Consider the following 23,576-nt stretch of genomic DNA (forward strand, 5'->3'; position numbering starts at 1 on the left):
CCTAAGTCGTCCCGCATGAGCACATGGCAATTCGACGCGCAGACCGATGACATCCGCCCGCTGCTGATGGCGGCGCACGCATCAGGCGCACCGTTCGCAATCGCCACGCTGGTCGAGACCTCCGGCCCCGCCCCGCGCGAACTAGGCGCGCAGATGCTGATCACGGGCGAACAGCACTGGGGCTATCTTTCCGGCGGCTGCATCGAGGCCGATGTCGCGCGGCACGCCCGCGAGACGATGGCCGAGGGAAAGCCGAGGCTGCTGCGCTATGGCGAGGGCAGCCCGTGGATCGACATCCGCCTCGCCTGCGGAACCGGCATTTCGGTGCTGGTCGAGCCGCTGCGCGGCAATGACCCGGCGGTGTCCGCGCTACTCGATGGCTTTCAGTCGCGCTTTCCCGTTGCATGGACCAGCGACGGCGCGGCGCGCGAAGCGGTTGCGTGCGACGATGCCCCCGTTTTCGCCTGGGACGCAGCCCGCTACACGAAGCGGTTCGACCCGCTGCTGCGACTGGTGCTGATCGGCGAGGATGCGACCGTGCTCGCCTGCGCCACGCTCGGCCAGGCCATGGGGATGGAGGTGGCGCTGGTCACCCCCAACGGCCCCGAAGCCGCGCCGCTTCCCGGCATCGCCTATCATCGCACCAAAGCCCCCGCCGCGCTCGAGGCGATCGGGCTCGACCGCTGGACCGCCGTCGCCGTGCTGTCGCACGACCGCGAGGATGACGAGGCCGGGCTCGCCACCGCGCTCGCCTCTCCCGCCTTCTATGTCGGCGCGATCGGCGCGCGCGTACGGCTCGACGGACGGATTGCGCTGTTGCGCGGCCATGGCGTGCGCGAGGCGGACATCGCGCGGCTGCACGCCCCGATCGGGCTTCAAGGCTTCGGCAAGGCCCCACGCGATATCGCGCTGTCGGTGGTCGCCGATGTCGCGCGCGAAATCCATGCGCGCTCGGCCAGCGCCAGCGAGGCGGCATCGTCGATATCGAGCAGCGCACCGCCATCGTCGGTATCCAGATAGGCGAGCGGTCTGCCCTTGAGCACATCGCCAGCGCCGCGATCGCCCGAAAGCCGCATCAGATCGGGCAACGCCGAACGCACGAAGCAGACCGGATGGCCGGGCTTGCCATCGACCCTCGGCCGCGCGGCATAGCCCGAGCGCTGCGCGAGCCGGGCCATTTCGCCGCACAGGGCGACCGGCACCAGCGGCATGTCGCCAAGGAACAGGAACGCCCCCTCGCCCTCGTCCGGCAGGCTGGCAATGCCCGCGCGGATCGAAGCGGAGATGCCCTGCTGCCAGTTGGCGGCCTCGACCAGATGGCAGTCGAGCCCGGCCAGCGCGTCGCCGATGGCACGACCATGCTCGCCGACCACGATCCGCACCTCATCGAAACCCTCGGCTGTCACCACCTCGGCGGTGCGGCGGATCATCGGGACTCCATCGAATGGCGCAAGCAGCTTGGCACCGCCAAAGCGGCGGCCCGCGCCTGCGGCCAGGATGACCGCGCGCCAGCCGGCCAGCGCCATTGCGCGCGCGGCGCTCAGGCCTTGGCCTGATCGCGCAACGGCAGCGTGCGGATGCGCTTGCCGGTCGCGGCGTACAGCGCATTGGCGAGCGCGGGCGTCGCGGGCGGCAGACCGGGCTCGCCGATGCCGCCGATCTTCGCGCCGCTTTCGATGAAGTGCACATCGATCTGCGGCGGCGCATCGGCCAGCTTGATCAGCTCGTAATCGTTGAAATTGCCCTGCACCACCGCGCCCTTGTCGATGGTGATTTCCTCGCCGATCGCCGAAGACAGCCCCATGATCAGCCCGCCCGCAATCTGCGCCTCGGCGTTGAGCGGGTTCACCGTCGTGCCGCAATCGACCACCGCCCAGGCCTTGAGCACCTTGGGACGGCCATCTTCCTTGACCGTCGCCTCGACCACCTCGGCGACGATGGTCCCGAAGCTCTCGACAATCGCGATGCCGCGTCCGGTGCCTTCGGGCAGCGGCGTGCCCCAGCCCGAACGCTTGGCGACCATGTCGAGCACCGCGCGGTGGCGCGATCCTTCGGCCAGGTGCTTGCGGCGGAACTGGTACGGGTCCTCGCCCGCCGCCTTCGCCAGCTCGTCCATGAAGCTTTCGTTGTAGAAGCCGAACTGGGTCGAGTTGACCGAGCGCCAGGGCCCATCATTCTGGTTCGACTGATATTTGAAATGGCGGCGCGAGACGGCGGGAATGTCGTAGATGAAGGTGACCTCGCCCTCGGCGGTGTCGCTCTGCACATAATCCGCGCGCCAGCCGGTGATCCTGCCATCCTTGCCGAGCGATGCCTTGAACTGGCTCGACGATTGCGGGCGATAGGTGCCGTGGCGAACCTCTTCCTCGCGGCTCCAGACCAGCTTGACCGGATAGGGCACCTGCTTGGCGATGACGGCGACCTGATCGATGATCTCGGTGACATTGGGGAAGCGCCGGCCGAAACCACCGCCCATGATCATCGGGTTGAACACGATATCGTCGATATCCAGCCCCGAAGCCTTGGCGGCACGGTCGCGCGTCGTCAGCGGATCCTGCAGCCCGCCCCAGAGCGTCAGCTTGCCGTTCTTGTAATGGCCGGTCAGCGCGAACGGCTCCATCATCGCATGGTGCAGGAACGGCACGCGGTAATCGGCGGTGACGAGCTTCGCCCCCGGCGCACCGAACGCCGCATCAACATCGCCATCGCCCGCCTCGCCCTCGGGCTTGCCGGTCTGGCGCAGCTTGACCTGCGCGGCATGGATCGTCTCGCTGGTCAGATTGCCATGCCCGCCATCGGAGAATTTGGGGGTCAGCGCCTGCAGGCCCTTGAGCGCCTGCCAGTAGCGCTTGGCGACGACCACCACGGCGTCGTCCAGCTTGATCACCTTCTCGACGCCGGCCACGGCCAACGCGGGCTTTTCATCGACCGAGACCAGCTTGCCGCCGCGCACCGGCGCCGCCGCAATGGTGGCGACGCGCATATCTGGCAGGACCAGATCGATACCGTATTTGGCGCTGCCATCGACCTTGGAAGGAATGTCGATGCGCGGGACGGGCTTGCCGATCAGCTTGTAGTCCTTGGCCGACTTGAGCTCGGGCGACCCGGTCAACGAACGCTCCGCCGCGCCTGCAGCGAGTTCGCCGTAGCGCAGCGACTTGCCCGACTTGGCGTGGACGACCTTGCTGTCTGCCGTGGTCAGCTCGCTCGCCGGAACGCCGAGCCGATCGGCGGCTTCCTCGATCAGTGCGAGCCGCACCGAAGCCCCCACCACGCGCATGCCGACCTGGCCGGTAAAGCGCACAGCCGACGAGCCGCCGGTGATCTGCAGCGGCATCGAGCGCGCCAGCATCGCCATGACCGCATTGGGCAGCGCGTTGATCACGCCCGGCATCGACGAATCGCTGAGCAGGAAACCGCGGCCCAGCGCGGCATTGGCGAAGGACAGGTCTGCCGGGGCCTGCTCGACCTTCACCTTGGACCAGTCGGCATCGAGCTCGTCGGCGAGCATCTGCCCCATCGCGGTGTGCGTGCCCTGACCGAAATCGATATGCGGCGAATAGACCGTGACCGTGTCGTCCTCGGCGATCTTCATCCAGCTGAGGAAATTGTGATCGTTGCCGGTCTCGGTCAGCGCCTTGGCACGGGCGTTGGCCGAACGGTCGGACCAGTAGACGCCGAACACGCCGCCGCCAACGAGCAGTGCGCCACCGACCAGAAAAGCGCGGCGCACGATGCCGCGCTTCTTCTTCACCGGGGTCGCAGGCTCCATCACGTCCATGTCGGGATTGGGATTGTCCGCCATCATGCCTCTCCCATCGCCGGTGCAGCAGCAGGCGCACTCGCAGCCGCCGCCTTGCCCGTCGCGGCGAGGATCGCCTTGCGGATGCGCGGATAGGTGCCGCAGCGACAGATATTGGTCATCGCCTCGTCGATCTGCTCGTCGCTGGGGCTGCCGGTGCGCTCGATCAGCGCCACCGCCGCCATGATCTGTCCCGACTGGCAATAGCCGCATTGCGGCACCTGTGCCTCGATCCAGGCCTGCTGCACCGCATGCAGCGTGCCGTCGGCGCTCTTGAGTCCCTCGATCGTGGTGACCGACTTGCCCGCCATGTCGGCGAGCGGGACGCTGCACGAGCGGGTCAGCTCACCATCGACATGCACCGAACACGCACCACAAGCCGCGATGCCGCAGCCGAATTTGGTGCCAGTCAGCTCTAGCTCTTCGCGCAGCACCCAGAGCAGAGGCGTATCGGCCTCCGCCTCGACGCTGACCGGCTTGCCATTCACCTTGAAGTCGATCGCCACCCGCATGCTCCCCGCAATATTATCCCATGTTGCATAGCAGCAATGGGCCGCTTTCGCCAAGCGAAACCCTCGGAAAACACGGGGCGAGAGAGCAAAAAAGTCAGGGAATTTTCGTCTTGCCGTCGGCGGTCAGCTCGACCAGGCCCATGGCGTTTCCGGCAGGATCGGTGAACAGGCCGAGCACCACCACCCCGGGCACCTCGAATCGCGGCGTGACGGTCTTGCCGCCATGCGCCTCGATCTCGGCGAGCGTCGCGGCGACGTCGGGCACGCCGATATAAATCACCTTCTGCGCCGGGTCGGTGCGCAGCGTTCCGGCGAGCATCGGGCCGCTCACCGGCACCGCGACCACGCCGCCCGGGCCTGCGGTCCAGCCGAACACCTTTTCGTAAAAAGCGGCCTGTCCGGCATCGGCGGGACCGGCAATATCGAAATAGACGATGGGAGCGGGCATGCGCTTCGGTGCCTCCTGTGCCGTGGCGGTCAAGGGGAGCGTGACAGCGGCGAGCGCGCTCGCGAGTATTAAGCGGAACGGAAAACGTGAAACGATCATGCCATCACCTCCTGTGCCCCGCGGTCTGCCACGGCCCGCCCGGCCTGGCTTGGAAAAACCGGCGCGCGCGGGGCCATGGTCGGCGCGGTGTCGAGCCCCTCGGCCTCGCGCCGCTTCTGATAGGCCGAGGGCGGCATCCCTGCGAGCAGGCGGAACTCGCGCGCCAGATGCGCCTGATCGGCAAAGCCGAACGCGGCGGCGGTATCGGCGAGCGTCTCGCGCCCCTGCTGGAAGCCGCGATCGCCAAGCACCGCCGAAAGCCGGTGCAGCCGCAGCCAGTATTTGGGCGAGCAGCCAATCGTTCGGGCGAAATGGCGGCGCATGTCCCGGTCGGTCCAGCCGAGAACCTGGCTCAGATGCTCCGCGCGCCAGGGCTCGGCGGGCGCGGCCCGCAACCCCGGCGATGCGTTCGGCAGTCTCCTCGCCAGCCAGGCCTGCAATACTGCGATCCGCGCATCGGCATCGGGCATCTCCCCCAACCGGTCGCGCAGGGCGTGAAATTCCGGGCCGATCACATCCTCGGCGAGGAGCGGCGGGGCCCCGTCGCCGAGCGGCAACGGGCCGAACAGCAATCGTGCGGCATCGGGGTGCAATCGCGCGGCGACGAAGCGCGTCTGTCCCAGTGATCGCGAAAAGCGCGGACCGGTCTGGATCGGCGTGATCCATCCGCCAGCAAAGGGCGTCGCATGCTCGCCCGCGCTCCACCAATGACCATCGCCGAGGCTGATCACCAGTTCGACATAAGGCTTGGGAATGGCTGCAGCCTCGCCGAGCAGATGACCTTCGAGATGCCAGAAGGCCTTGACCGCCCAGCGGAGTGCCTGGTCCGGCCTGCGTTCGAAATAGGCGATCATCGCGCACCCCCCGCTTGGGAGCAGCCAGCTTGCCATGCGCATGCGCGACGTCAAGCAGCGCATCGACAGCGTGCCCAAGCTGCCGGCGCATCCTCTGCCATGCACCGCGCGTATCGACTTGATACATCCCTCTCTCTTCTCTTGCGGCCTCGCGGGGTCCATAGGCTGGCGATGGAACAGACGACCCGACTCTACCAGGACCTGCAGCGCCGCTCCGCCGATGATAGCGGCTGGGCCCAGATCTACGACCGCTTCGTCGCGCGGCTGACCGCGCTCGAGGCGGGGCATTCCGCTCCGTGCGTCGGAACACCCTTCCCAGATTTGAAGCTGCCCGACCATCTGGGCCAGTATCAGAGCCTGGCCGCGCTGCGCGCCGACCGCCCGATGATCTTGAGCTTCGTGCGCGGCCGCTGGTGCCCCTATTGCCGGGGCGAGCTGGACCAGTGGCGCGATCAGATGCCTGCGCTCACCGCAGCGGGCGGGCGACTGGTGGTCGTGGTTGGCGAGGTCGCGGGCGGTGCGGACCGCATCCATGCCCTGCTCGGCGGGGATGCGATCGTGCTGTGCGATATCGACCATGGCGCGGCGCTCGACCTGGGACTGGCGCACCATGCCGGCGCCGATCTGCTGCAAAGCTATCGCCATGCCGGACTCGACCTGACCGACGTCTATGGCACTGCCAGCGGCATCCTGCCGATTCCGGCAACCTTCCTGATCGATTCGGGCGGCCAGGTGCGCGAGGCCTTTGTCGAACCGGATTTCCGCATCCGTGCAGACCCCAAGGCGATGGTGACCGCGCTGACCCGGCTGTGAAACGCCCGCTTGCGGCAGTTTTCCGCGCGTTCATGCACAACACGCATCGAATCCATACCCGTCTGATACGTTCACGAGGCCACGGCACCCGGCGATAAACGGTCATCCGAACGCGGCATTTCCCGCGTCGGGCCGGAGACCGACCATGGCCCCTGAAAGCCCTACCGCTGCCGTATCCACCCTCGCTTGTGCCCAGGACGAATGGGGTCGATTGATGGCGGCGGCGCTGGCGGGGCACAAGGGCGCGTACAACCGGCTACTCGGCGAAATCCAGCCCTGGCTCGAGCGCTATTTCATGCGCCGCCTGCCGATGAGCATTGCCGAGGACCTGGCGCAGGAATGCCTGATCGCGGTCCACCAGAAGCGCCACACCTATGAGCCCGGGCGCCCCTTCCGCCCCTGGCTGGCGACGATCGCGCGCTACAAGTGGATCGACCGGCTGCGCGCGATGGGACGCCGGCCGACGGTGTCGATCGAGGACGAGCTGGTCGAACCGCAGGTCGACGACCACGAGTTCAGCGTCACCAGCGCGGTCGTGCTGGAAGAGCTGCTGGCGCGGCTGCGTCCGGCGCAGACCGCGGTCATCCGGCTGGTCAAGCTCAAGGGCTACAGCATCGAGGAAGCCGCCGCGATGACCGGTCAGTCGGAATCGCTGGTCAAGGTGAACATCCATCGCGGGCTTGCGAGGCTCGCAGGCTTTGCCTCCGCGCCTGCGGACTGAATCCCGGCGGGGATCGGCCGTTCAGAGCGCGAAGCAAGCCAGATCGCCGGCAACCACCATCGGTCCAAGATATTGCCGGCGGATCGCCGCTTCGCCCTCGGGCTGGTGCACCAGCGCGCGCTGCATGTTGTGCGAAAGGACCAGCAGCTTCGGATCGATCGCGGCTGCCATCTCGCCGATAGAAGCCGGCGGCCGGTGCAGCCCGCGCGGCTGACCCTCGCCTTCGGGGATGACATTGTGCGCGACCAGAATGTCGGGCCTGCGCCTCGCGAGCGCTTCGACAAAGCGCTGGCTCATCGCATTCTGGTCGCCCGCAAAGACGATGGTCCTGCCGCGAATCTCGACCAGATAGGCGAGCGCCGGAACGACGCCATGCTCGACGGGAATGGCGGTCACCTTAACCTGCTGCGTGACATCCTCGAACACGACGCTCGCGGCATCGACGGCCGCCTCGACCGGCACCAGCCTGGCCTTGCCGTCGCTGCCGTCGAGATAGCCCGAAAGATAGCGGAAAGCGCCGGTCTGCGGGTCGAGCAGCGCGTGCAGATAATCGCGCATTCCGGGGAAATAATCGCTGCCCCCCGGACCGATCACCGGTAACGGCGCGGTCCGTTCGGAAAAGCCGCCGCTGTTGAGGATCGCATCGAGATCGGCCGCATGATCGGCATGGAAATGAGTGATCGCGATCGCGAGATGGTCCTCGAACCGCACCCCCGCCTCGCCATAGCGGACAAAGGCTCCGCTTCCCGCATCGACCAGCAGCACTGCCTTGCCATCGAGCCAGACGATCGCCGAGGATCCGGCGCGCTCTCCTTCTGCGATCGGACCGCCCGAACCCAGGATCTGCAGCGCCACCGGACTTCCGCACGCGGCGTCGGCGGGCGGCAGCGTCAGCAGGATTGCGGCCGTCAGGGCAGCGCCTGCCCAGCGCCAGTGTTTCCGCATCTCGATCCCCTTCAGCAAGAGCACGCATGCGGCAGCCTGGCCACCAGGGATTCGGGGGGAACGAAATGGCCGATGCTGCCGCATGATGGACCGTAACTTGCCAACGGACCATGATGCTGTTTTCGCTCAAGTCATTGCCAGGGTTACGCGCGATACGGGTGAATGGAGCAAATATTGCGCACACTATTGTAACCGCGGTTCGCCCGGTCGCGTAGCAGGCCCCATGGCGCATGCCGTGGCGCGCATCCGCAATCCTGCGATGCCTTTTGGACCCAGCACAGACACATGAACCAGGCCGCACTTATCGAGGCGCTATGCCAGGACCTGACGCCGGTGCCACCGGTTCCCGCTGCGCAGGTCATCGCCAGAGGTACGCTGATCGGCGGAGGCGTTTCGCTGCTCGCCGTGCTGGGGGCCTGGGGCGTGCAGCCTGGCATTGGCCATGGCACGGCACTGCCGGCATTGCTGCTCAAGGCCGCAGCGATGATCGCGCTCGCGGCATTGGCGTTGCGCAGCCTGGCAGCGTTGTCGCGCCCGGGCCTGCCACCTGCTGCGCTGCTGCCGGGGCTGAGCGCTGTCGTTGCGGCACTCGGCTTTGTCGCGCTCGGCCAGATGCTGGTCGCGCATCAGGCGGGTGCGGAGCGCATGCTGTTTGGAACGACATGGCAAGCCTGCCCTTGGCGCATATTCGCGCTGTCGCTCCCGCTGCTCGGAGGCATTTTCCGCAGCTTGCGCGGGCAGGCACCGGTGCATCTGCGGCAAACCGGCGCAGCGGCGGGCCTGCTGGCCGGATCGATCGCAGCGGCGCTGTACGCGCTGGCCTGCACCGAGCAATCGGCGGCATTCGTGCTGTGCTGGTACGGGCTTGGCATCGGCGGCGCGACCCTGGCGGGTGCGCTCTGCGGACCGCGCTTTTTGCGCTGGTAACCGGGGCCGCGCTGTAACCGATCCGGCCGGGCCTGCGAACGGAAGAGTGCCAGACCGGCACCGAAACGACCCATTCCCGGAGACACGATCATGAACACCGCTCAAAAGACCATCAGCCTTGCTGCCACCGCCGCGATGCTCGCCATGACCGGCCTCGGCATCAGCGCCCAGGCCGCCGAAAAGGCCAAGCCCAAGGATCTGGTGCACTGCTATGGCATCAACACCTGCAAGGGCACATCGGACTGCGCCACCGCCAAGACCTCGTGCAAGGGCCAGAACTCGTGCAAGGGCAGCGGCTTCATCGCGACCACGGCCAAGGAATGTGCCGCCAAGGGTGGCAGCCTGACCGAACCCAAGTAACCGCCCCAACGATCCAGGCAGGCCCGGCACCGCACAAGCGAGGCCGGGCATTGTCCGCCTGGCCGAGCAACCGCTCCTGGTCCTCAGACGCAAAGCCCCGTTCATGATCCAGCCCCCGCTTCCCTCGTTCGCCGGCTTTGGCCTGGGCATGCGCACCGAGCATTATGACGCGTATCTGAGCGGCAGCGCGCCGGTCGATTTCGTCGAGATCATCTCGGAGAATTTCATGGGCGATGGCGGCCGCCCGCTCCACCTGCTCGACCAGGTGCGCAGGAACTATCCGGTCGCGATGCACGGCGTATCGATGTCGATCGGGTCCGCCGACGGGCTCAAGGCCGACTATCTCGGCCGGTTGAAGCGCCTGGCCGACCGCATCGATCCGCTCTGGGTCTCCGACCATCTGTGCTGGACCGGTATCCATGGCTTCAATTCGCACGACCTGCTGCCGCTGCCCTATACGCGCGAGGCGCTCGACATCGCGTCCGCCAATGTCGCGCTGGCGCAGGACCTGCTCGATCGTCCGCTGCTGATCGAGAACCCGTCAAGCTATATCCATTTTGTCGACGATGCGATGTCCGAATGGGAATTCCTGTCCGAACTGACGCGCCGCACCGGCTGCTATCTGCTGCTCGACATCAACAATATCTATGTCAGCGCCACCAACCATGGCCATGACCCGCTCGCCTATCTTGCAGGCATCCCGCTCGATCGCGTGCGCCAGATTCATCTCGCCGGGCACAGCGCCGGGCAGCATGGCCTGCTGATCGACACTCACGATCATCCCGTGCCCGATCCGGTCTGGGCGCTCTATGCCGAGGCGATGACCAGGCTCGGCGAGGTCGCGGTGATGATCGAACGCGACGACGACATTCCGCCGCTCGAAGCGCTGCTGGGCGAACTGGCCATGGCGCGGCGACTGGCGAACCAGAGCGAGAGCCTGGCGGCATGAACCTGCGCCAGCTTCAGGACGATTTCTGCAGCTATCTGCGCAGCGACGGCGCAGTGACGCTCGCCAGCGTTGCCCCGGCGGCGCAGCGGGGCCTGGGCGTCTATCATTTCGCGCATCGCGCGACGCTGGGTGCGGCGCTCGGCGACGTGTTCGAACGCACCCATGCCTGGCTGGGCGATGCGCGCTTCGATCATGCCGCCGCGCGGCATATCGCGCTTCATCCGCCCGCGAGCTGGACGCTGGCCGATTATGGCGCGGGTTTCGAAGAGACGCTGGCCGGGCTGTATCCCGACCATCCCGAAGTCGCCGAGCTCGCCTGGCTCGACTGGACGCTGCGCGTGGCGTTCAACGGCCCCGATTGTCCGGACCTGGACCTCGCCAGTCTCGCCGGGGTCGATTGGGACAGCGCCCGGCTGGTGATCAACCCCACGCTGGCCTACCGCCCCATCGTCACCAATGTCGCGCTGATCTGGCAGGCGCTCGACGATGGCGAGCCGGACCCGCCGCCGGCCGAGCGGCTTCCGACCCCGGCGGTGCTCACCGTCTGGCGGCAGGGGCTGATGCCGCGCTTCCAGACGATCGAGGCCCTCGAGCACGAGGCGCTGGCCGTGGCAATGCGCGGCGGCAGCCTTGGCGAGATATGCTCGATCCTCGCCAAGGGTCCGACCGGCTCCGACGCGGCGGCGACGCAGGCCGGCGCGATGCTGCAGCGCTGGATGTCCGAAGCCGTGCTCGTCGCGCTCGCGTGACAGCCTCGCCGGTCATGACCGCTTGGTATCGAACCCATGCGCGCCGCGCCCATTTGCAAATGATCGGGCACGGTGCATGATTCTGCGAATGAGCCCGCCACTCGAGCCTGAACCCACCTCCCCTCCCGCCGGGCAGGACCCCTGGGAACGACCGACGGACGATCTGATCGCGCGGCTATGCCAGTCCGGCGCCGGATCGCGCGCTCCCAAGATCGGCGATCGTTTCGCCGATTTCGCGTTGCCCGATTCGCATGGCCATCCGGTCGCACTGCACCAGTTGCTCGATCGGGGTCCGCTCGTGCTCGGCTTCCTGCGCGGCCGCTGGTGCCCGTATTGCGCGCGCGAGCTCGGCACCTGGCACGACGCGATGCCCCGGCTCGAGGCGGCGGGGGGAAGGTTCGTCGCGATCAGCGCCGAGACGGGCGGCAGGGCCGAGGACTTCCGGCGCGAGATCGCGCCGGCAGCGACCATGTTGTGCGATGTCGATCACGGGCTGGCGCTGCTTCTGGGGCTCGCCTTTCCGATCGGCGAGGACCTGACGCGGCGCTATGCCGCAGCCGGGCTCGATCTGGGCGCGATCTACGGCAATTCGGGCCAGTTGCTGCCGATCACCGCGACCTTTGTCCTCGACCGGGCCGGGATCGTGCGCTTTGCCAATGTCGACCCCGATTTCCGCCGGCGCGCCGACCCGAATGCCGTGATCGCGGTGGTCGAAGCGCTGGCCCGACCGGGCAACTGAGCGCGCTCAGCCCCAGGCCCTCGCCCGGATCGCCCGGACGAGCGCATCGGTGGCGACCGACCGCTTGCGGCCCGATACCGTCGCGAAAACCGTCATGCGCATCATCGCGATGCCCTCGACCGAAAGTGGCCGGACCCGGTCGGGCAAGGCCAGGCTCGCAGGCACCCAGGCACAGCCCAGACCATTGGCGACGAGCTCGACCAGGTCACTTTCCAGATTGGCGCTGTGCCGAAATTCCGGGCGCAGCCCCGCCTCGACGCACAAGGCGGTGAACTGTGCGGTGACGTGCGCATCCCCCTCGATCCAGGCGAGCCGCGCGAGATCGGGAAGCTGCACCGCCTGCTGCTGCGCCACCGGGCAGTCGATCGGGACGACGATGGTCAGCTCCTGGCGCGACAGCAGGATCGTGTCGAGCCGCTCGGGCGGATCGGCAGGCTCGGGGAGCACCGCAGCGTCCACCTCGCCCTTGAACAGGCTTTGCAACAGGCTCGTCGAGTCCGCCTTGACCAACGACAGCTGAAATCCGGGCAGGCCCTGCATGACCTGGGAGAGCGCATCGCCGAGCTGATCCGATACCGGACCCGCCACCCCCAGCGTGACTGGCGCGTGCACCTGCTTGCCGATGCCCCTGGCGAGCAGCTTGGCCGCCTGCGCGGCATCATAGGTGCGCTGAAGATGCGGCACCATCTGACGCCCCAGTTCGGTCAGATGCGTCAATGACCGTTCGCGCCGGAACAGCTGGCCGCCGAATTCCTCTTCCAGCTTCTGGATCGCGCGCGTCAGCGAGGGCTGGGTGACATTGCACTCCTCCGCCGCGCGGGTGAAATTGAGCGTCCGCGCCGCCGCCAGAAAATATCGGACCTGATGCATTTCCATCAAAGGCGCTCCGGGCGGTGCACGCAGAAAACCCCCGTTTTCGGCCGCAAAGCCCCTGTCACTCGCAGCGCCGGGCACAGTGATCTAACGACAAACAGGCGTCAATTGCGACAATCCGACTATCATTTAGTCCCAGTCAGAATTAATCTGCACCGCGCCACGTCGGCCCCTGCCCTTTCGATCGAGACCCCATGGCCGATATCGCAATCTGGATGAAAAGCTTTGCCGCGGTGACCGACGCGGGCAGCTTTTCCGCTGCCGCGGCGCGGCTCGGCAGCAGCCAGTCGACGCTGTCCAAGCATGTCGCCGCGCTCGAGGCGCATCTCAAGACGCGGCTGTTCAACCGGACCACGCGATCGCTGACGCTGACCACCGATGGCGCGCGCTTCTATGAAAAGGCGATGAGCGCGCTCGATACGATCGAGGCAGCCGAAGCCTCGGTGGGGCTCGAGGGGGGCGCCGAAGGCATCGTCCGCGTAACCGCGCCGCTGACGCTCGCCGAGAACCGGCTGATCGCGATGCTGACGCAGTTCATGGCCGAAAATCCGCGGATCGAGATCGATTTCACTGCGTCGGACCATGCGCTCAATCTCGTCGCGGACAATCTGGACATGGCGGTGCGCGTCGGCCAGCTCGCCGACAGCCGCCTGATCGCGCGCCGGATCGGCGTGGCGCGGCGGATCGCAGTCGCCGCACCCGGCTATCTCGCGCGCGCCGGGCGTCCGCAATCCCCTGCCGATCTCGCGCAGCATCAGTGCATCGTCTATTCGCTGCTCGGCACCGGATCGCGCTGGGCCTTCGAGGATGGCTCGTCGGTCGAGATCCGTGGCAGCTTTCGCGCCGACAGTCCGCATCTCGTCCGCGCCGCCGCCGTGGCCGGACTGGGCGTCGCGGTCAACGCGCGCTGGCTGTTCGAGGACGCGATCGCGGCAGGGCAGCTCGAACAGATCCTGCACGATCATGAGCCGGTGCGCATGCCGATCCATATCGTGCTGCCGCCCGGTCGCTATGTCCCGGCGCGCACGCGCAGCCTGATCGATTTCCTCAGCCGCGCCTTTGCCGCCGATCCGCTGCTCGCACCCGACGCGCCGGTGTCCGCTGGGACGACTTGACATCTCCGCGACGGCGACAAATCTCCAACCGCCGTCGCGCCTGGTGTAACTCGAGGCCGGAGTCCAACGAAAGGCCCGGCACCTTGAGCGCTCCTGGTTCCCTGCGAAAGACAGAATATGCCCGCCTTGCCGCTAGACCATCTGACCATCCTGAGCCGCGATGCCGAGGCGAGCGCGGCCTGGTATGGCGCGCTGCTGCCGAAGCTCGGCTTCGTGCGCACCAAGTCCGGAATCTGGCGCAATGCCAACGGTCTGTACCTGCAGTTCCGCACCGCGAGGACCGAAGCCCGCCCCTATGAGCGCTATGGCGCCGGCCTCAACCATCTGGGCTTCACCGCGCCCGATCCGGCTTTTGTCGAGGCGCTGGCCGCATACATGACCTATCTGGGGCACGAGACGCGTCTGCAGCGTTTCGGCGATGGCATCGTGGCGCTGTTCATGCCCGATCCCGACGGGTTGCGCGTCGAGGTTTCCTGGTATCCGGAAGGGGTGCCGCCGGTCGATTGATCGCCTTCAGCCGCCCCGACCTTCAATGCTCGGCGAGCAACCGGCCGAGCCCTTCGATCCGGTCCTCGATGCCGCAGGCGCGCAGCGCGTGCCAATAGGTCGCGGTGTTGATCGCGATCACCGGCTTGCCGCGGGCCGCCTCCTGCTCGGCGGCGAGATCGACCATCGACAGGTTGGTACCGACCTGCACCACCGCATCGACCTCGGGGCCGTCGAGATGGTCGATCACCTCGCGCAGCCGCTCGGGCGTCACCTTGGCGATATCGGTCCAGCGGCGGCATTGCAGCGGCACGTCGCGCACCACCTCGAAGCCCGATTCCTCAAGGAAACGCCGCACCTCGGCATTGGCCACCGGATAATAAGGCGAGACGAAGCTGACAGTCCGCACATTGCCATAGGCCTTGAGCGCTGCCGCGATCGATTCCGCGCCGGTGCTCGCGCCCACGCCCGCCACCGCTTCGACCTTGCGCTTGAAATCGATCGATCCCTGCACCCCGCCATAAAAGGTGATCGCCGACATGCCGAGCACCAGATAGTCGGGGCGGCAGGTCATGACCGAGCGCACCGCATCCATCGTGTTCTCGGCGATCGCGGTGGTCCCGGCGATGAAATCCTCGTTGGAGAGCGCAACCGGATCCTCGACAAAGATGCGCGAGAAATGGTTGGTCACGCCCTCTGGGCGCATCCGCTCCATGTCCGGCTGCACCACGGTGTTGGTCGAAGGCGCAATCACGCCCAGCAGCTTGCGCCAGCCCAGCACATCACCCATTGCTCGCACTCCCCGATAGTGGTGGTCAGTTGATCGCGCGCGCCTTTTCCAGGCTCTCGAACATCGCCTGTTTGAGCAGATAGGCGCGGCGGCGCTCGTCATCGTCGCGGATCGCCATCATCGCGGCGCGGCGGCGCTTGTGCCCCTCGCCCGCCCCGCCGCGGATAAACTCCATGTTCTCGATCGTCTGCGCCTGGGTGAAAGCGTGGGTGACCTGCCGCCGCTGCCGGTCGAACAGTTCGAGCGAACCATTGGGCTTACCACTCCTGAGCGCCGGCTGCAGCTTCTCGAACAGGTTGAATGCATCGTGCAGGCCGGAATTCATGCCGAAGCCGCCGAGCGGATTGTTAAGATGCGCGGCATCGCCGATCAGCATCACCCGCCCCTCGAGGAACGACTTGGCCACCCGCTGGTGCACCCGGTAGAGCGTGCGGTGGAAGGTCTTCACCTCCGCACCCTTGCCGATCAGCCGCTCGAAGATCGCGTTCTTGCGTTCGTCGGAGCGCAGGTCATCGTCGCTCGCCGCGCCGTCGGTAGGCAGCAGCACGCGCCAGACCGAGGGCACTTTCAGCAGCACCAGCCATTCTTCCGGATCGGACACATAGTTCACATAGGCGAGATTCTCGAGATACGCGGTCAGGTCCTCGTCGGTCGAAAGGCACAGGAAGCGTTCGGGATAGGTGAAGCCGTCGAACTCGATCCCCAGCCATTTGCGCACCACGCTGTTCGCGCCATCGGCAGCGATCAGGAAGTCGCAGCGGATTTCCTGGATCGCGGTCGGGCTTTCGGCGAACACGGTGACGCCCTGCTCGTCCTGATCGAACGAGAGCAGCCGGTGGTTGAAGCGAACCTGCGCGCTCGGATAGCGCGACAATCCCTCGGCCAGCGCGCGCGACAGATGGTATTGCTCGCACTGGATGCGGAAGGGATAGCGCGTGACATCGGCAATCTCGCTGAGGTCGAAGCTGATGACCTCGCCCGACTGCCGATCACGCCAGTGATAGACCGGGGCCTTGAGCCCGCGCGCCAGCAGCATCGGCGTCACGTCCACCTCGTCGAGCATTTCCAGCGTCGGCGGGTGAAAGGTGGAGGCGCGCAGATCCTGGGCGCAATCCTCGTTCGCCTCGAGCACGATCACATCTGCGCCCTGTTTGGCCAGCAAGGTCGCCATGGTCGTGCCTACCGGCCCGGCCCCGACAATCACCACCTGGCAACGTTCCTTTGCGGACATGCGTCCAGTCCCTCGTCTCATCTGCGTTCTGGCTAGAAAACCGGCGGGTTCGCCGATGCGGGCTTGGCCCAAACTATCCACCGTGCGACCATCGCGTCGCGGGCGGGCGGCTTCCGATCATGTGTCCATCGGGCCGTGCCCGGTCTTCCAGATCAGCATCACGCGGGTGAATTCGCACACCACCTCGCCGCGCTGGTTCCTGCCGATGGTCTTGACGGTGACGATGCCCTGGGTCGGGCGCGTGTCGCTTTCGCGCTTCTCGAGCACCTCGGATTCGGAATAGAGCGTGTCGCCCGCGAAGACCGGCTTGAGCAGACGTATGTCCTTCCAGCCGAGATTGGCGACCGCCTTCTGGCTGACATCGGAGACGCTCTGCCCGGTCATGATCGCGACGGTCAGCGGCGATGCGACCAGCGGCTTGCCGAATTCGGTCTTCGCGGCGAAGCTCGCATCGCAATGCGCCGGATGCTGGTTCATCGTCAGCAGCGAGAACCAGATATTGTCGGTCTCGGTGATCGTCCGTCCCGGGCGATGTTCATAGACATCGCCGACGACGAACTGCTCGAAATATCGACCATAAGTCTCGCGGTAACGCTGCGGCCCCAGTTCGGTCACGCCGTCACACATCGATCATTCCCCTGCCAAAGTGCTGCCCGCCTTCGGGCCAGTGCCCCTTGGTGGCACCGGGGCGCCAAGTGCAGCGGGCTCGCATCCGGCTATCCGCTGTGCGGCCAGCGCGGGGACGATGGTCCGCGAATGGCGGCGCATCGCGCTATCCCCGGGGGCATGCGCATCACCCGCCATTATCTCACGCTCGGCCGGCGCCGCGTGCATTACCGGATGTGCGGTGACGGTCCGCCGCTGCTGCTGATCCACCAGAGCCCCCGCTCTTCGGCCGAGTACGCGACGGTAATGCGGACATGGGGGACTCGCTTCACCTGCATCGCGCCCGATTCGCCGGGCTTCGGCCAGTCCGACCCGCTGGCGATCGAGCGCCCGGCGACCGAGGATTTCGCCGATGCGATCCTGGCGTTCGCCGAGGCTGTCGGCTTCGAAAAGATCGCCGCCTATGGCTTTCACTCGGGCGGCATCTTCCTGATGAATGCGCTGAAGCGGCACCCCGGGCGGTTCGCGGCGCTGGCGGTGGGTGGCTATCCCTGCTTCCTTCCGCACGAACGCGACGATGTCGGCGAGGCCTATCTGCCGCCGCTGGTCCCGCAGCCCTATGGCGAACATCTGCTCTGGGCGTGGAACCGGATGCTCGAGCAGAGCTGGTATTTCCCCTGGTACAAGCCCGAACAGGCGCGGCGCCTGCCCGCGCCGCATGCCGATCCGGCCGCGCTGCACGCGCAGGTGATGGACCTGCTCGTCTCGGGCGATGCCTATCGCCATGGCTATCGCGCCGCGCTCTCCGCCGGGTTCGACGTCCCCCCTGCCGATGCCGACGTGCCGCCAGCCTTTCTCTCGAGCTACACGTCCGATCCCATGACCGCGCATATCGCGCGCTTTCCGCCGCTGCCCGCGGGCTGGGAAACCGCTGTGCAGCCCGGTCCGGCCGCGCACTATGCCGCCGCTGCCGACTGGCTTGCCTGCCACCCCGCACCGCGTCTTGCGCCGGCGCAGGATGAAGACGCGGGCTTTCTGGAGATCACCGCAGGCGGCTTTGACGGGCTGATCCATTGGCGCGGGACCGGCGACGCGCTGCACCTTCACGCGCCGGGGCGTTCGCTCGACCAGTTCGAAGGAAACGGGCTGGCGATCGACCTGCCGGGCCATGGCCTGTCCGATCGCTGGCCGGGCGAGCCCCCGACCGACTGGCCCGCCTGGCAGGCCGTGGTCGACGCGGCAGCGGACCGACTGGGCGCGAGCACCGTCACGCACGAGCCGCTGCTCGAAGGTGACCCCGCGCTACTGTTCCCCGACCTGACGCCCGATCGCTATGGCAACCACCTGACCAACGCCTGGGCGCTGCTGCGCGCCGGGCATGGCTTTGCCCCGCGCTATGCGGTGTCGCCCGGCACGATGATCCCGCTCGGCCAGGGCGCGATGGACCCGGAGCAGCTGGCGCGCGAGCATCTGGCGCTGATCCGCGCGAGCGCGGCACAGGCGCTCCACCGCGCGCGACTATCCACCAGGTGAACATCGCCGCCGTTTTGCGCTGGTGCTCCAGCCGAGCACCGGCATAGTGTGGCGACGCAATCGCTGGAGGTCCGCCCAATGCCGCATCCGTTCATCACCGGCACCCGCCGCACGTTCCTGTTCGGGGCGAGCGCGCTGATCGGAACTTCGGCCTTTGCCAGGACGGCCAAGGGCGGCGGACAACCCGAAAAGCTCGACGTGATCGTCGTCGGCGCGGGGCTCGCCGGTCTCAACGCGGCGCACATCCTGGAAAGCCAGGGCCTGAAGGTCGCGGTGGTCGAAGCCAATGACCGGGTCGGCGGACGCCTGCGGACCGGACGCGCCGAAGGCTATAGTGCGGAACTCGGCGGCAGCGAGGTCGGCCCGCTCTATGGCCGCGTGCGCAATGCCTGCGTGCAGTTCGAGGTCGGGCTGGTCGATCAGGCGATGAAGCCGACCCCCTTCGTGCTGAACATCGAAGGCCAGATGATCCTGCCCAAGGACTGGGCGAGTTCGCCTGCCAACCACACGATCGGTGCAGAGCGCGAGATCCTGCCCTTTCTCATCCAGAACAAGCTGTTCTTCGACTGGGTGCCGTTCGAGGACCCGGCCGAATGGCTCGACCCGAAATATTACGAGCATGACATGTCGGCCGCGGCCTATATGCGTGCGCGCGGCGTGTCCGAAGCCGCCATCAAGCTCGCCGATATCGATCTCAACGGCCCCAGCCTCCATTCGGTATCGGCGATGAGCATCTTCCGCGATCTCGCCCGCATCAAGGTCGAGGGGTTTCGCGACCCCAGCAAGCCGCAATATGGCCGGGGCGCGAACGCCAAGAGCCACGCGATCGAGGGCGGATCGGACATGCTGCCCAAGGCGATGGCCGCCGCGCTCAAGGGCCGGGTGATGCTGAACACGCCGGTCGCGGCGATCGACCAGACCGCCGACGAGGTCGAGGTGCGGCTGATGGGCGGCGAGCGATTGCGGGCGCGCTATTGCGTCATGGCCGCGCCCTTCTCTGCGGTGCGCTATATCAACTTCACTCCTGGCCTGCCCCTGGCCCAGGCCAATGCGGTGGAAGGCGCGATCTATTCCGCCACCACCCAGTTCCATTTCCGCGTGCTCAAGCCCTTCTGGGAGGCCGATGGCCTGCCGCCCTCGATCTGGTCCGACCGCTATTTCGAGCGCGCCTTCGTGATGACCGGGCGCGGCGGCGAATACGGGTCGCTGATCGTGTGGATGAACGGCGATGGCGCGACGAAGCTCAATTCCATGCCGGTCGAGGCGCAGCGCGCCTTCATCATCGCCGAGCTGGTCGCGACCCGTCCGTCGATCCAGGGCGCGCTCGAGCCGCTGGTGGAATATAGCTGGGAGAAGAACCCGTTTGTCGGCGGCAACAAGCATTGCTTTGCCGCAGGCCAGGTGAAGATGTTCGCCAAGGACATGGCGCTTCCGCACGGCCGCATCCATTTTGCGGGCGAGCACCTGCGGCGGCTGGAGCCGGGCATGGAATCGGCGATGGAGACCGCGGAAATCGCCGCGCTGGAAATCCTTGAGCGCGCGTAACGCCCTGGCTGCGCTGGCGCTGCTGGCGACGGCGGCCACGCCAGCGGACGATGCGACCTATCGCGCGCGTTTCGACGCGTTCATGGCCAACCCGGCGCAGTTCGATTACAGCCCGATGGAGCCGGTACCGGGTGCCCGCCGGGTCAGGCCGCTGGCGCAGCGCAAGGCGCCGACCATTGCGCCCGCCGCGCTCGACGAAGCGGCGCGCTATGCCGAGGCGAACCGATCCAGCGCGCTGCTGGTCTGGCGCGATGGCGCACTCGAGAGCGCGCGCTATTTCGGCAGCACGACGCGCGACACGCCGCTGGTGTCCAAGTCGCTCGCCAAGCCGCTGACCGCGATCGCGATCGGCCGCGCGATCATGCTGGGTAGCATCAAGGGGCTCGACCAGCCGATCGCGGATTTCCTCCCCGAACTAAAAGGCACGCTCAAGGCCGCGATTCTGGTGCGGCATCTGCTCGACATGCGTTCAGGGCTTCTCGACCAGGGCTATTCGCCCGATCCCGAGCATCCGTGGAACCGCGCTTATCTCGACCCCGACCACGGCCAGTATATCGTGCAGAGCTATCCGCTGACCGATGCGCCCGGCAGCCGCTATGCCTATGCCAACGCGCCGAGCGAGCTGATCGCGCTGGTGATCGAGCGCGCGACGGGACGGCGCTATTCCGAGTTCCTCAGCAAGGAGGTGCTCGGCCCGCTGGGTGCGGCAGGCGGCGAAATCTGGGTCAACCGGCCGCAGGGCCTGGCGCATTCGGGTTGCTGCATCAAGCTGCCCGCCGAAACCTGGCTGAAGCTGGGCATATTGCTGCTCGACGACGGGGTGGCGAACGGCAAGCGCCTGCTCCCCAGCGGCTATGTGCGCGAAATGCGCACCGGCACGCCGCAAAACCCCAATTTCGGCCTCGGCGTCTGGCTGGGCGAGCCCTATCGCGAGCGGCGCGGCTTCGGCGCTCCGGGCGCACCGGGCCCGCAGGTTCTCCATTCCGAACCCTATCTCGACCCGGATCTCTTCCTGTTCGACGGCAACAGCAACCAGACGGTGCATATCAGCCCGAAACACCGGCTGATCGTGCTGCGCATGGGCGAAACCCCGCCCAAGAGCCCCGAATGGGACAACGCCAAGCTGCCCAACCTGCTGATCCGGGGCCTGCAGCCGCGCTGAGCCCGCCGCCTTATTTCTTGCGGCTGTAGCCCGGCGTTTCGGGCGGAACCTGCTCGGCATAATGTTCCAGCGTGCCGATCACGCCCAGATCGGGACCGTCCTCGGGCTCCTCGAACAGGTCGGGCCGGTCGCGCTCGACGCGCTTGCGCACCGCCACCGGCACGTCGTCCATGCCACCGGTAATCTTGTAGGTGTGCATCCGCCCCATCAGCACGCCGTCGACTCCGCTCTGGCCCATGCGCATCCATGGCCACCAGGGGGCCTGGCGCATGAAGCCGCCGGTATAGGGCGCGGAGACGATATCGCGATCGTCGATCGCGGCGCGCGGGGTGAACAGCGTGAAATGCTCGGATGGGTTGACGCGCTTGCCGGTCGACGCCCTGGGCCAGCCTTCGGGCGTTACCGGATTGGTATATTCGTGCGCATAGTCCCAGCCGAGCAGATACTGGTCGCCGATCACCTGCCAGGGCAGGCGATAAGGCTCGCCCGCGCCGCCGCCCTTGCCCATGTCGTTGTTGACCGTCTCGCCATCGCCGACCTTGAAGACCTTGCGGGTGAGGCCCAGCGTGCCGCGGAACTTGTCGTTGAGGAAGTTGAACACCTCGACCCGCTCGCCCGTCCAGGGATTGTCCCAGTGATCGAGGATTTCGCCGGTCGCGAGATCGGTGAAATAGCCGCATTCCTTGCCGATCACGCGCACGCTGCCATCGGGCTGGATCGCGTTGCGGATATTGCCGAAGCCGCAATAGCCGAACACAGGCTTGGCGCGGTTGCTCCCGACGATCGCATATTGCACGCCCTGATAGCCCGAGAGCACCGCCTTGTCGCCGATCGTGCCCCACATCTTGGCAAAGCCGTACAGGTTCTCGCGCGGGTCCATGATGTCGAGCGGGCGGATATGGCCCTTGGCCGCCTTGGCCAGCGCCGCACCGGGCAGCGCCGCCGCCGCACCGGCAGCGCCGATGCCGCCCAGCAGCGTACGGCGCGAAACGCTCGCGCAAAGTTGTTCAAAGATCATCGAGATACCCCTTTCGGTCGGCGGTCAGACGACCGCGCAGACGGTTTTCCATTCGAGATAATTGTCGAGCGCGGCGCGCCCGCTGTCGCGGCCATGGCCCGATTGCTTGATGCCGCCGATCGGCAGTGCCGCGTCGTACATCAGGTGGCAGTTGATCCAGACCGTGCCCGCCTCCAGCGCATCGGCCATGCGGTGCGCGTGGCTGAGCGACTGGGTCCAGACGCTGGCGGCCAGGCCATAGTCGCTGTCATTGGCGGCGGCGATCACCGCATCGGCATCATCGAAGCTCTGCGCGACCAGCACGGGGCCGAACACTTCCTCGCGGACGATCGCCATGTCGGGGGTGACATCGGCGACCACGGTCGGCTGCACGAACGTGCCTGCGTCGCCGAATCGTTCGCCGCCGGTGAGCACGCTCGCGCCCGCCGCCTTCGCTCCGGCGACGAAGCTTTCGACTCGCTCGGCCTGCAGCCGCGAAACGAGTGGCCCCATCTGCGTCGCCGGATCGAGCCCATGCCCGGCGGTGAGCCCGCGCGCATATTTCGCGACGCCTTCGAGCAGCTCGTCGCGGATCGCGGCATGCACATAGAGCCGCGAGCCCGCCACGCAGACCTGGCCGCCGTTGAAGAAGATCGCATTGGCAACGCCAGGGATCGCCAGTTCCAGATCGGCATCGGGCATCACGATCATCGGCGACTTGCCGCCGAGCTCCAGGCTGACGCGCTTCAGGTTCCCCTTCGCGGCGTCGATGATCGCCCGGCCCGTCTGGGTCGATCCGGTGAACGCGATCTTGTCGACCTTCGGATGCGCCGCCAGCGCCGCGCCCGCCTCGCCGCCGAGCCCGGTGACGATGTTGAGCACGCCAGCAGGAACGCCCGCCTGCATCAGCAGTTCGCCCAGCCGCAGCGCCGAGAGCGAGGTGTTCTCTGCGGGCTTGAGCACGATGGTGCAGCCTGCGGCAAGCGCGGGCGCGAGCTTCATCGCGGTCAGCACCAGCGGCGAATTCCACGGCACGATCGCGCCGACCACGCCCACCGGCTCGCGCTTCGTCCAGGTCGCCATCTTCCTGCCCGCAGGCTGATAGTCGATCGACGATTCGATCACCTGCCCCTCGATCGCCATCGCCTGGCCGGCAAAAAAGCGGAACTGGTTGATCGCGCCCGGAATTTCCGCCCAGCGCCCGACGAACAAGGGCTTGCCTTGGTCGAGCGTCTCGATCTCGGCGAGCTCGTCGATATGCGCCTCGATCAGGTCGGCGGCAGCCCAGAGGATCTTCGCGCGGTTGAGCGGCGTCGTCGC

Annotated in this window: 24 protein-coding genes and 1 pseudogene; 13 read left to right on the forward strand and 12 right to left on the reverse strand. The window is 66.9% G+C overall.

Going from position 1 to position 23,576, the window contains the following annotated elements:
• The first annotated feature begins 15 nt into the window (after nt 1-15).
• Entirely contained in the window at nt 16-1,020 is a 1,005-nt protein-coding gene (locus DM995_RS11155) for an XdhC family protein (protein ID WP_116969463.1), read from the forward strand.
• 26 nt (nt 1,021-1,046) lie between these two features.
• Here the strand turns inward: DM995_RS11155 and DM995_RS22310 are convergent.
• The 5 genes and pseudogenes from DM995_RS22310 to DM995_RS21260 all read right to left on the reverse strand — a co-directional run.
• Nucleotides 1,047-1,526: pseudogene (locus DM995_RS22310) on the reverse strand (nucleotidyltransferase family protein); the annotation flags it as partial.
• Nucleotides 1,527-1,540: 14 nt separating this feature from the next.
• Complete coding sequence (locus DM995_RS11165) at nt 1,541-3,805, reverse strand: xanthine dehydrogenase family protein molybdopterin-binding subunit (RefSeq protein ID WP_232824339.1); 2,265 nt, start codon at nt 3,803-3,805, stop codon at nt 1,541-1,543.
• Nucleotides 3,805-4,314 (reverse strand): (2Fe-2S)-binding protein, encoded by a 510-nt coding sequence (locus DM995_RS11170; protein WP_198669329.1) that lies wholly within the window; start codon nt 4,312-4,314, stop codon nt 3,805-3,807. Before DM995_RS11170 ends, DM995_RS11165 begins: the two co-directional genes overlap by 1 nt.
• Before the next feature lie 94 nt (nt 4,315-4,408).
• On the reverse strand, nt 4,409-4,762 hold the full coding sequence (locus DM995_RS11175) for a VOC family protein (protein ID WP_116969466.1): 354 nt from the start codon (nt 4,760-4,762) through the stop codon (nt 4,409-4,411).
• Between the two features lie 95 nt (nt 4,763-4,857).
• On the reverse strand, nt 4,858-5,715 hold the full coding sequence (locus DM995_RS21260) for a helix-turn-helix domain-containing protein (protein ID WP_157973169.1): 858 nt from the start codon (nt 5,713-5,715) through the stop codon (nt 4,858-4,860).
• A 171-nt stretch (nt 5,716-5,886) separates the two neighbouring features.
• On the opposite strand from DM995_RS21260, the gene DM995_RS21265 reads away from it, so the two are divergent.
• Nucleotides 5,887-6,528 (forward strand): redoxin domain-containing protein, encoded by a 642-nt coding sequence (locus tag DM995_RS21265; protein WP_157973170.1) that lies wholly within the window; start codon nt 5,887-5,889, stop codon nt 6,526-6,528.
• A gap of 214 nt (nt 6,529-6,742) precedes the next feature.
• Nucleotides 6,743-7,249, forward strand: coding sequence for a sigma-70 family RNA polymerase sigma factor (locus DM995_RS11190; RefSeq protein ID WP_023837303.1), 507 nt, complete (start codon nt 6,743-6,745; stop codon nt 7,247-7,249).
• Between the two features lie 21 nt (nt 7,250-7,270).
• Here the strand turns inward: DM995_RS11190 and DM995_RS11195 are convergent, their stop codons facing one another.
• Nucleotides 7,271-8,194, reverse strand: coding sequence for an MBL fold metallo-hydrolase (locus DM995_RS11195; protein ID WP_157973171.1), 924 nt, complete (start codon nt 8,192-8,194; stop codon nt 7,271-7,273).
• 285 nt (nt 8,195-8,479) lie between these two features.
• Here DM995_RS11195 and DM995_RS11200 point away from each other — a divergent pair, with 285 nt between their 5' ends.
• The 5 genes from DM995_RS11200 (at nt 8,480) to DM995_RS11220 (ending at nt 11,918) form a co-directional block, all read left to right on the forward strand.
• Nucleotides 8,480-9,121, forward strand: a complete 642-nt coding sequence (locus DM995_RS11200; protein WP_116969470.1) for a DUF1109 domain-containing protein — start codon at nt 8,480-8,482, stop codon at nt 9,119-9,121.
• A gap of 90 nt (nt 9,122-9,211) precedes the next feature.
• Nucleotides 9,212-9,481, forward strand: a complete 270-nt coding sequence (gene bufA2 / locus DM995_RS11205; protein WP_023837306.1) for a BufA2 family periplasmic bufferin-type metallophore — start codon at nt 9,212-9,214, stop codon at nt 9,479-9,481.
• 103 nt (nt 9,482-9,584) lie between these two features.
• The gene (gene bufB, locus DM995_RS11210; protein WP_116969471.1) at nt 9,585-10,430 is read left to right on the forward strand and encodes an MNIO family bufferin maturase; all 846 of its coding nucleotides are present in this window, start codon (nt 9,585-9,587) and stop codon (nt 10,428-10,430) included.
• Nucleotides 10,427-11,179 (forward strand): HvfC/BufC N-terminal domain-containing protein, encoded by a 753-nt coding sequence (locus DM995_RS11215; protein ID WP_116969472.1) that lies wholly within the window; start codon nt 10,427-10,429, stop codon nt 11,177-11,179. Before bufB ends, DM995_RS11215 begins: the two co-directional genes overlap by 4 nt.
• Nucleotides 11,180-11,267: 88 nt before the next feature.
• A complete protein-coding gene (locus DM995_RS11220; RefSeq protein WP_157973172.1) occupies nt 11,268-11,918 on the forward strand; it encodes a peroxiredoxin-like family protein in 651 nt (216 codons plus the stop codon).
• A 6-nt stretch (nt 11,919-11,924) separates the two neighbouring features.
• Here DM995_RS11220 and DM995_RS11225 read toward each other — a convergent pair whose 3' ends face one another.
• Nucleotides 11,925-12,794, reverse strand: coding sequence for a LysR family transcriptional regulator (locus DM995_RS11225; RefSeq protein WP_116969474.1), 870 nt, complete (start codon nt 12,792-12,794; stop codon nt 11,925-11,927).
• 191 nt (nt 12,795-12,985) lie between these two features.
• Here DM995_RS11225 and DM995_RS11230 point away from each other — a divergent pair, with 191 nt between their 5' ends.
• Together DM995_RS11230 and DM995_RS11235 are read left to right on the forward strand one after the other, a co-directional pair.
• Complete coding sequence (locus tag DM995_RS11230) at nt 12,986-13,906, forward strand: LysR family transcriptional regulator (protein WP_116969475.1); 921 nt, start codon at nt 12,986-12,988, stop codon at nt 13,904-13,906.
• Between the two features lie 117 nt (nt 13,907-14,023).
• Entirely contained in the window at nt 14,024-14,413 is a 390-nt protein-coding gene (locus tag DM995_RS11235) for a VOC family protein (RefSeq protein WP_116969476.1), read from the forward strand.
• A gap of 22 nt (nt 14,414-14,435) precedes the next feature.
• Here DM995_RS11235 and DM995_RS11240 read toward each other — a convergent pair whose 3' ends face one another.
• From DM995_RS11240 to DM995_RS11250, 3 genes are all read right to left on the reverse strand, one after another.
• A complete protein-coding gene (locus tag DM995_RS11240) occupies nt 14,436-15,182 on the reverse strand; it encodes a maleate cis-trans isomerase family protein (protein WP_116969477.1) in 747 nt (248 codons plus the stop codon).
• A gap of 25 nt (nt 15,183-15,207) precedes the next feature.
• On the reverse strand, nt 15,208-16,413 hold the full coding sequence (locus tag DM995_RS11245) for an FAD-dependent oxidoreductase (RefSeq protein ID WP_116969478.1): 1,206 nt from the start codon (nt 16,411-16,413) through the stop codon (nt 15,208-15,210).
• Nucleotides 16,414-16,530: 117 nt separating this feature from the next.
• Nucleotides 16,531-17,040 (reverse strand): MaoC family dehydratase, encoded by a 510-nt coding sequence (locus tag DM995_RS11250; RefSeq protein WP_116969479.1) that lies wholly within the window; start codon nt 17,038-17,040, stop codon nt 16,531-16,533.
• A 159-nt stretch (nt 17,041-17,199) separates the two neighbouring features.
• On the opposite strand from DM995_RS11250, the gene DM995_RS11255 reads away from it, so the two are divergent.
• The 3 genes from DM995_RS11255 (at nt 17,200) to DM995_RS11265 (ending at nt 21,259) form a co-directional block, all read left to right on the forward strand.
• A complete protein-coding gene (locus tag DM995_RS11255; protein ID WP_116969480.1) occupies nt 17,200-18,552 on the forward strand; it encodes an alpha/beta hydrolase in 1,353 nt (450 codons plus the stop codon).
• 78 nt (nt 18,553-18,630) lie between these two features.
• Nucleotides 18,631-20,097, forward strand: a complete 1,467-nt coding sequence (locus DM995_RS11260; RefSeq protein WP_157973173.1) for a flavin monoamine oxidase family protein — start codon at nt 18,631-18,633, stop codon at nt 20,095-20,097.
• Complete coding sequence (locus DM995_RS11265) at nt 20,084-21,259, forward strand: serine hydrolase domain-containing protein (protein WP_116969482.1); 1,176 nt, start codon at nt 20,084-20,086, stop codon at nt 21,257-21,259. Before DM995_RS11260 ends, DM995_RS11265 begins: the two co-directional genes overlap by 14 nt.
• Before the next feature lie 10 nt (nt 21,260-21,269).
• Here DM995_RS11265 and DM995_RS11270 read toward each other — a convergent pair whose 3' ends face one another.
• Together DM995_RS11270 and DM995_RS11275 are read right to left on the reverse strand one after the other, a co-directional pair.
• Nucleotides 21,270-22,277 (reverse strand): DUF1838 family protein, encoded by a 1,008-nt coding sequence (locus DM995_RS11270; RefSeq protein ID WP_116969483.1) that lies wholly within the window; start codon nt 22,275-22,277, stop codon nt 21,270-21,272.
• Nucleotides 22,278-22,301: 24 nt separating this feature from the next.
• The coding region (locus DM995_RS11275) for an aldehyde dehydrogenase family protein (protein WP_116969484.1) at nt 22,302-23,576 on the reverse strand (1,275 nt) is incomplete at its 5' end.

It is taken from the genome of Blastomonas sp. UPD001 (assembly GCF_003426715.1).
In the GTDB taxonomy this organism is placed as follows: Bacteria; Pseudomonadota; Alphaproteobacteria; order Sphingomonadales; family Sphingomonadaceae; genus Blastomonas.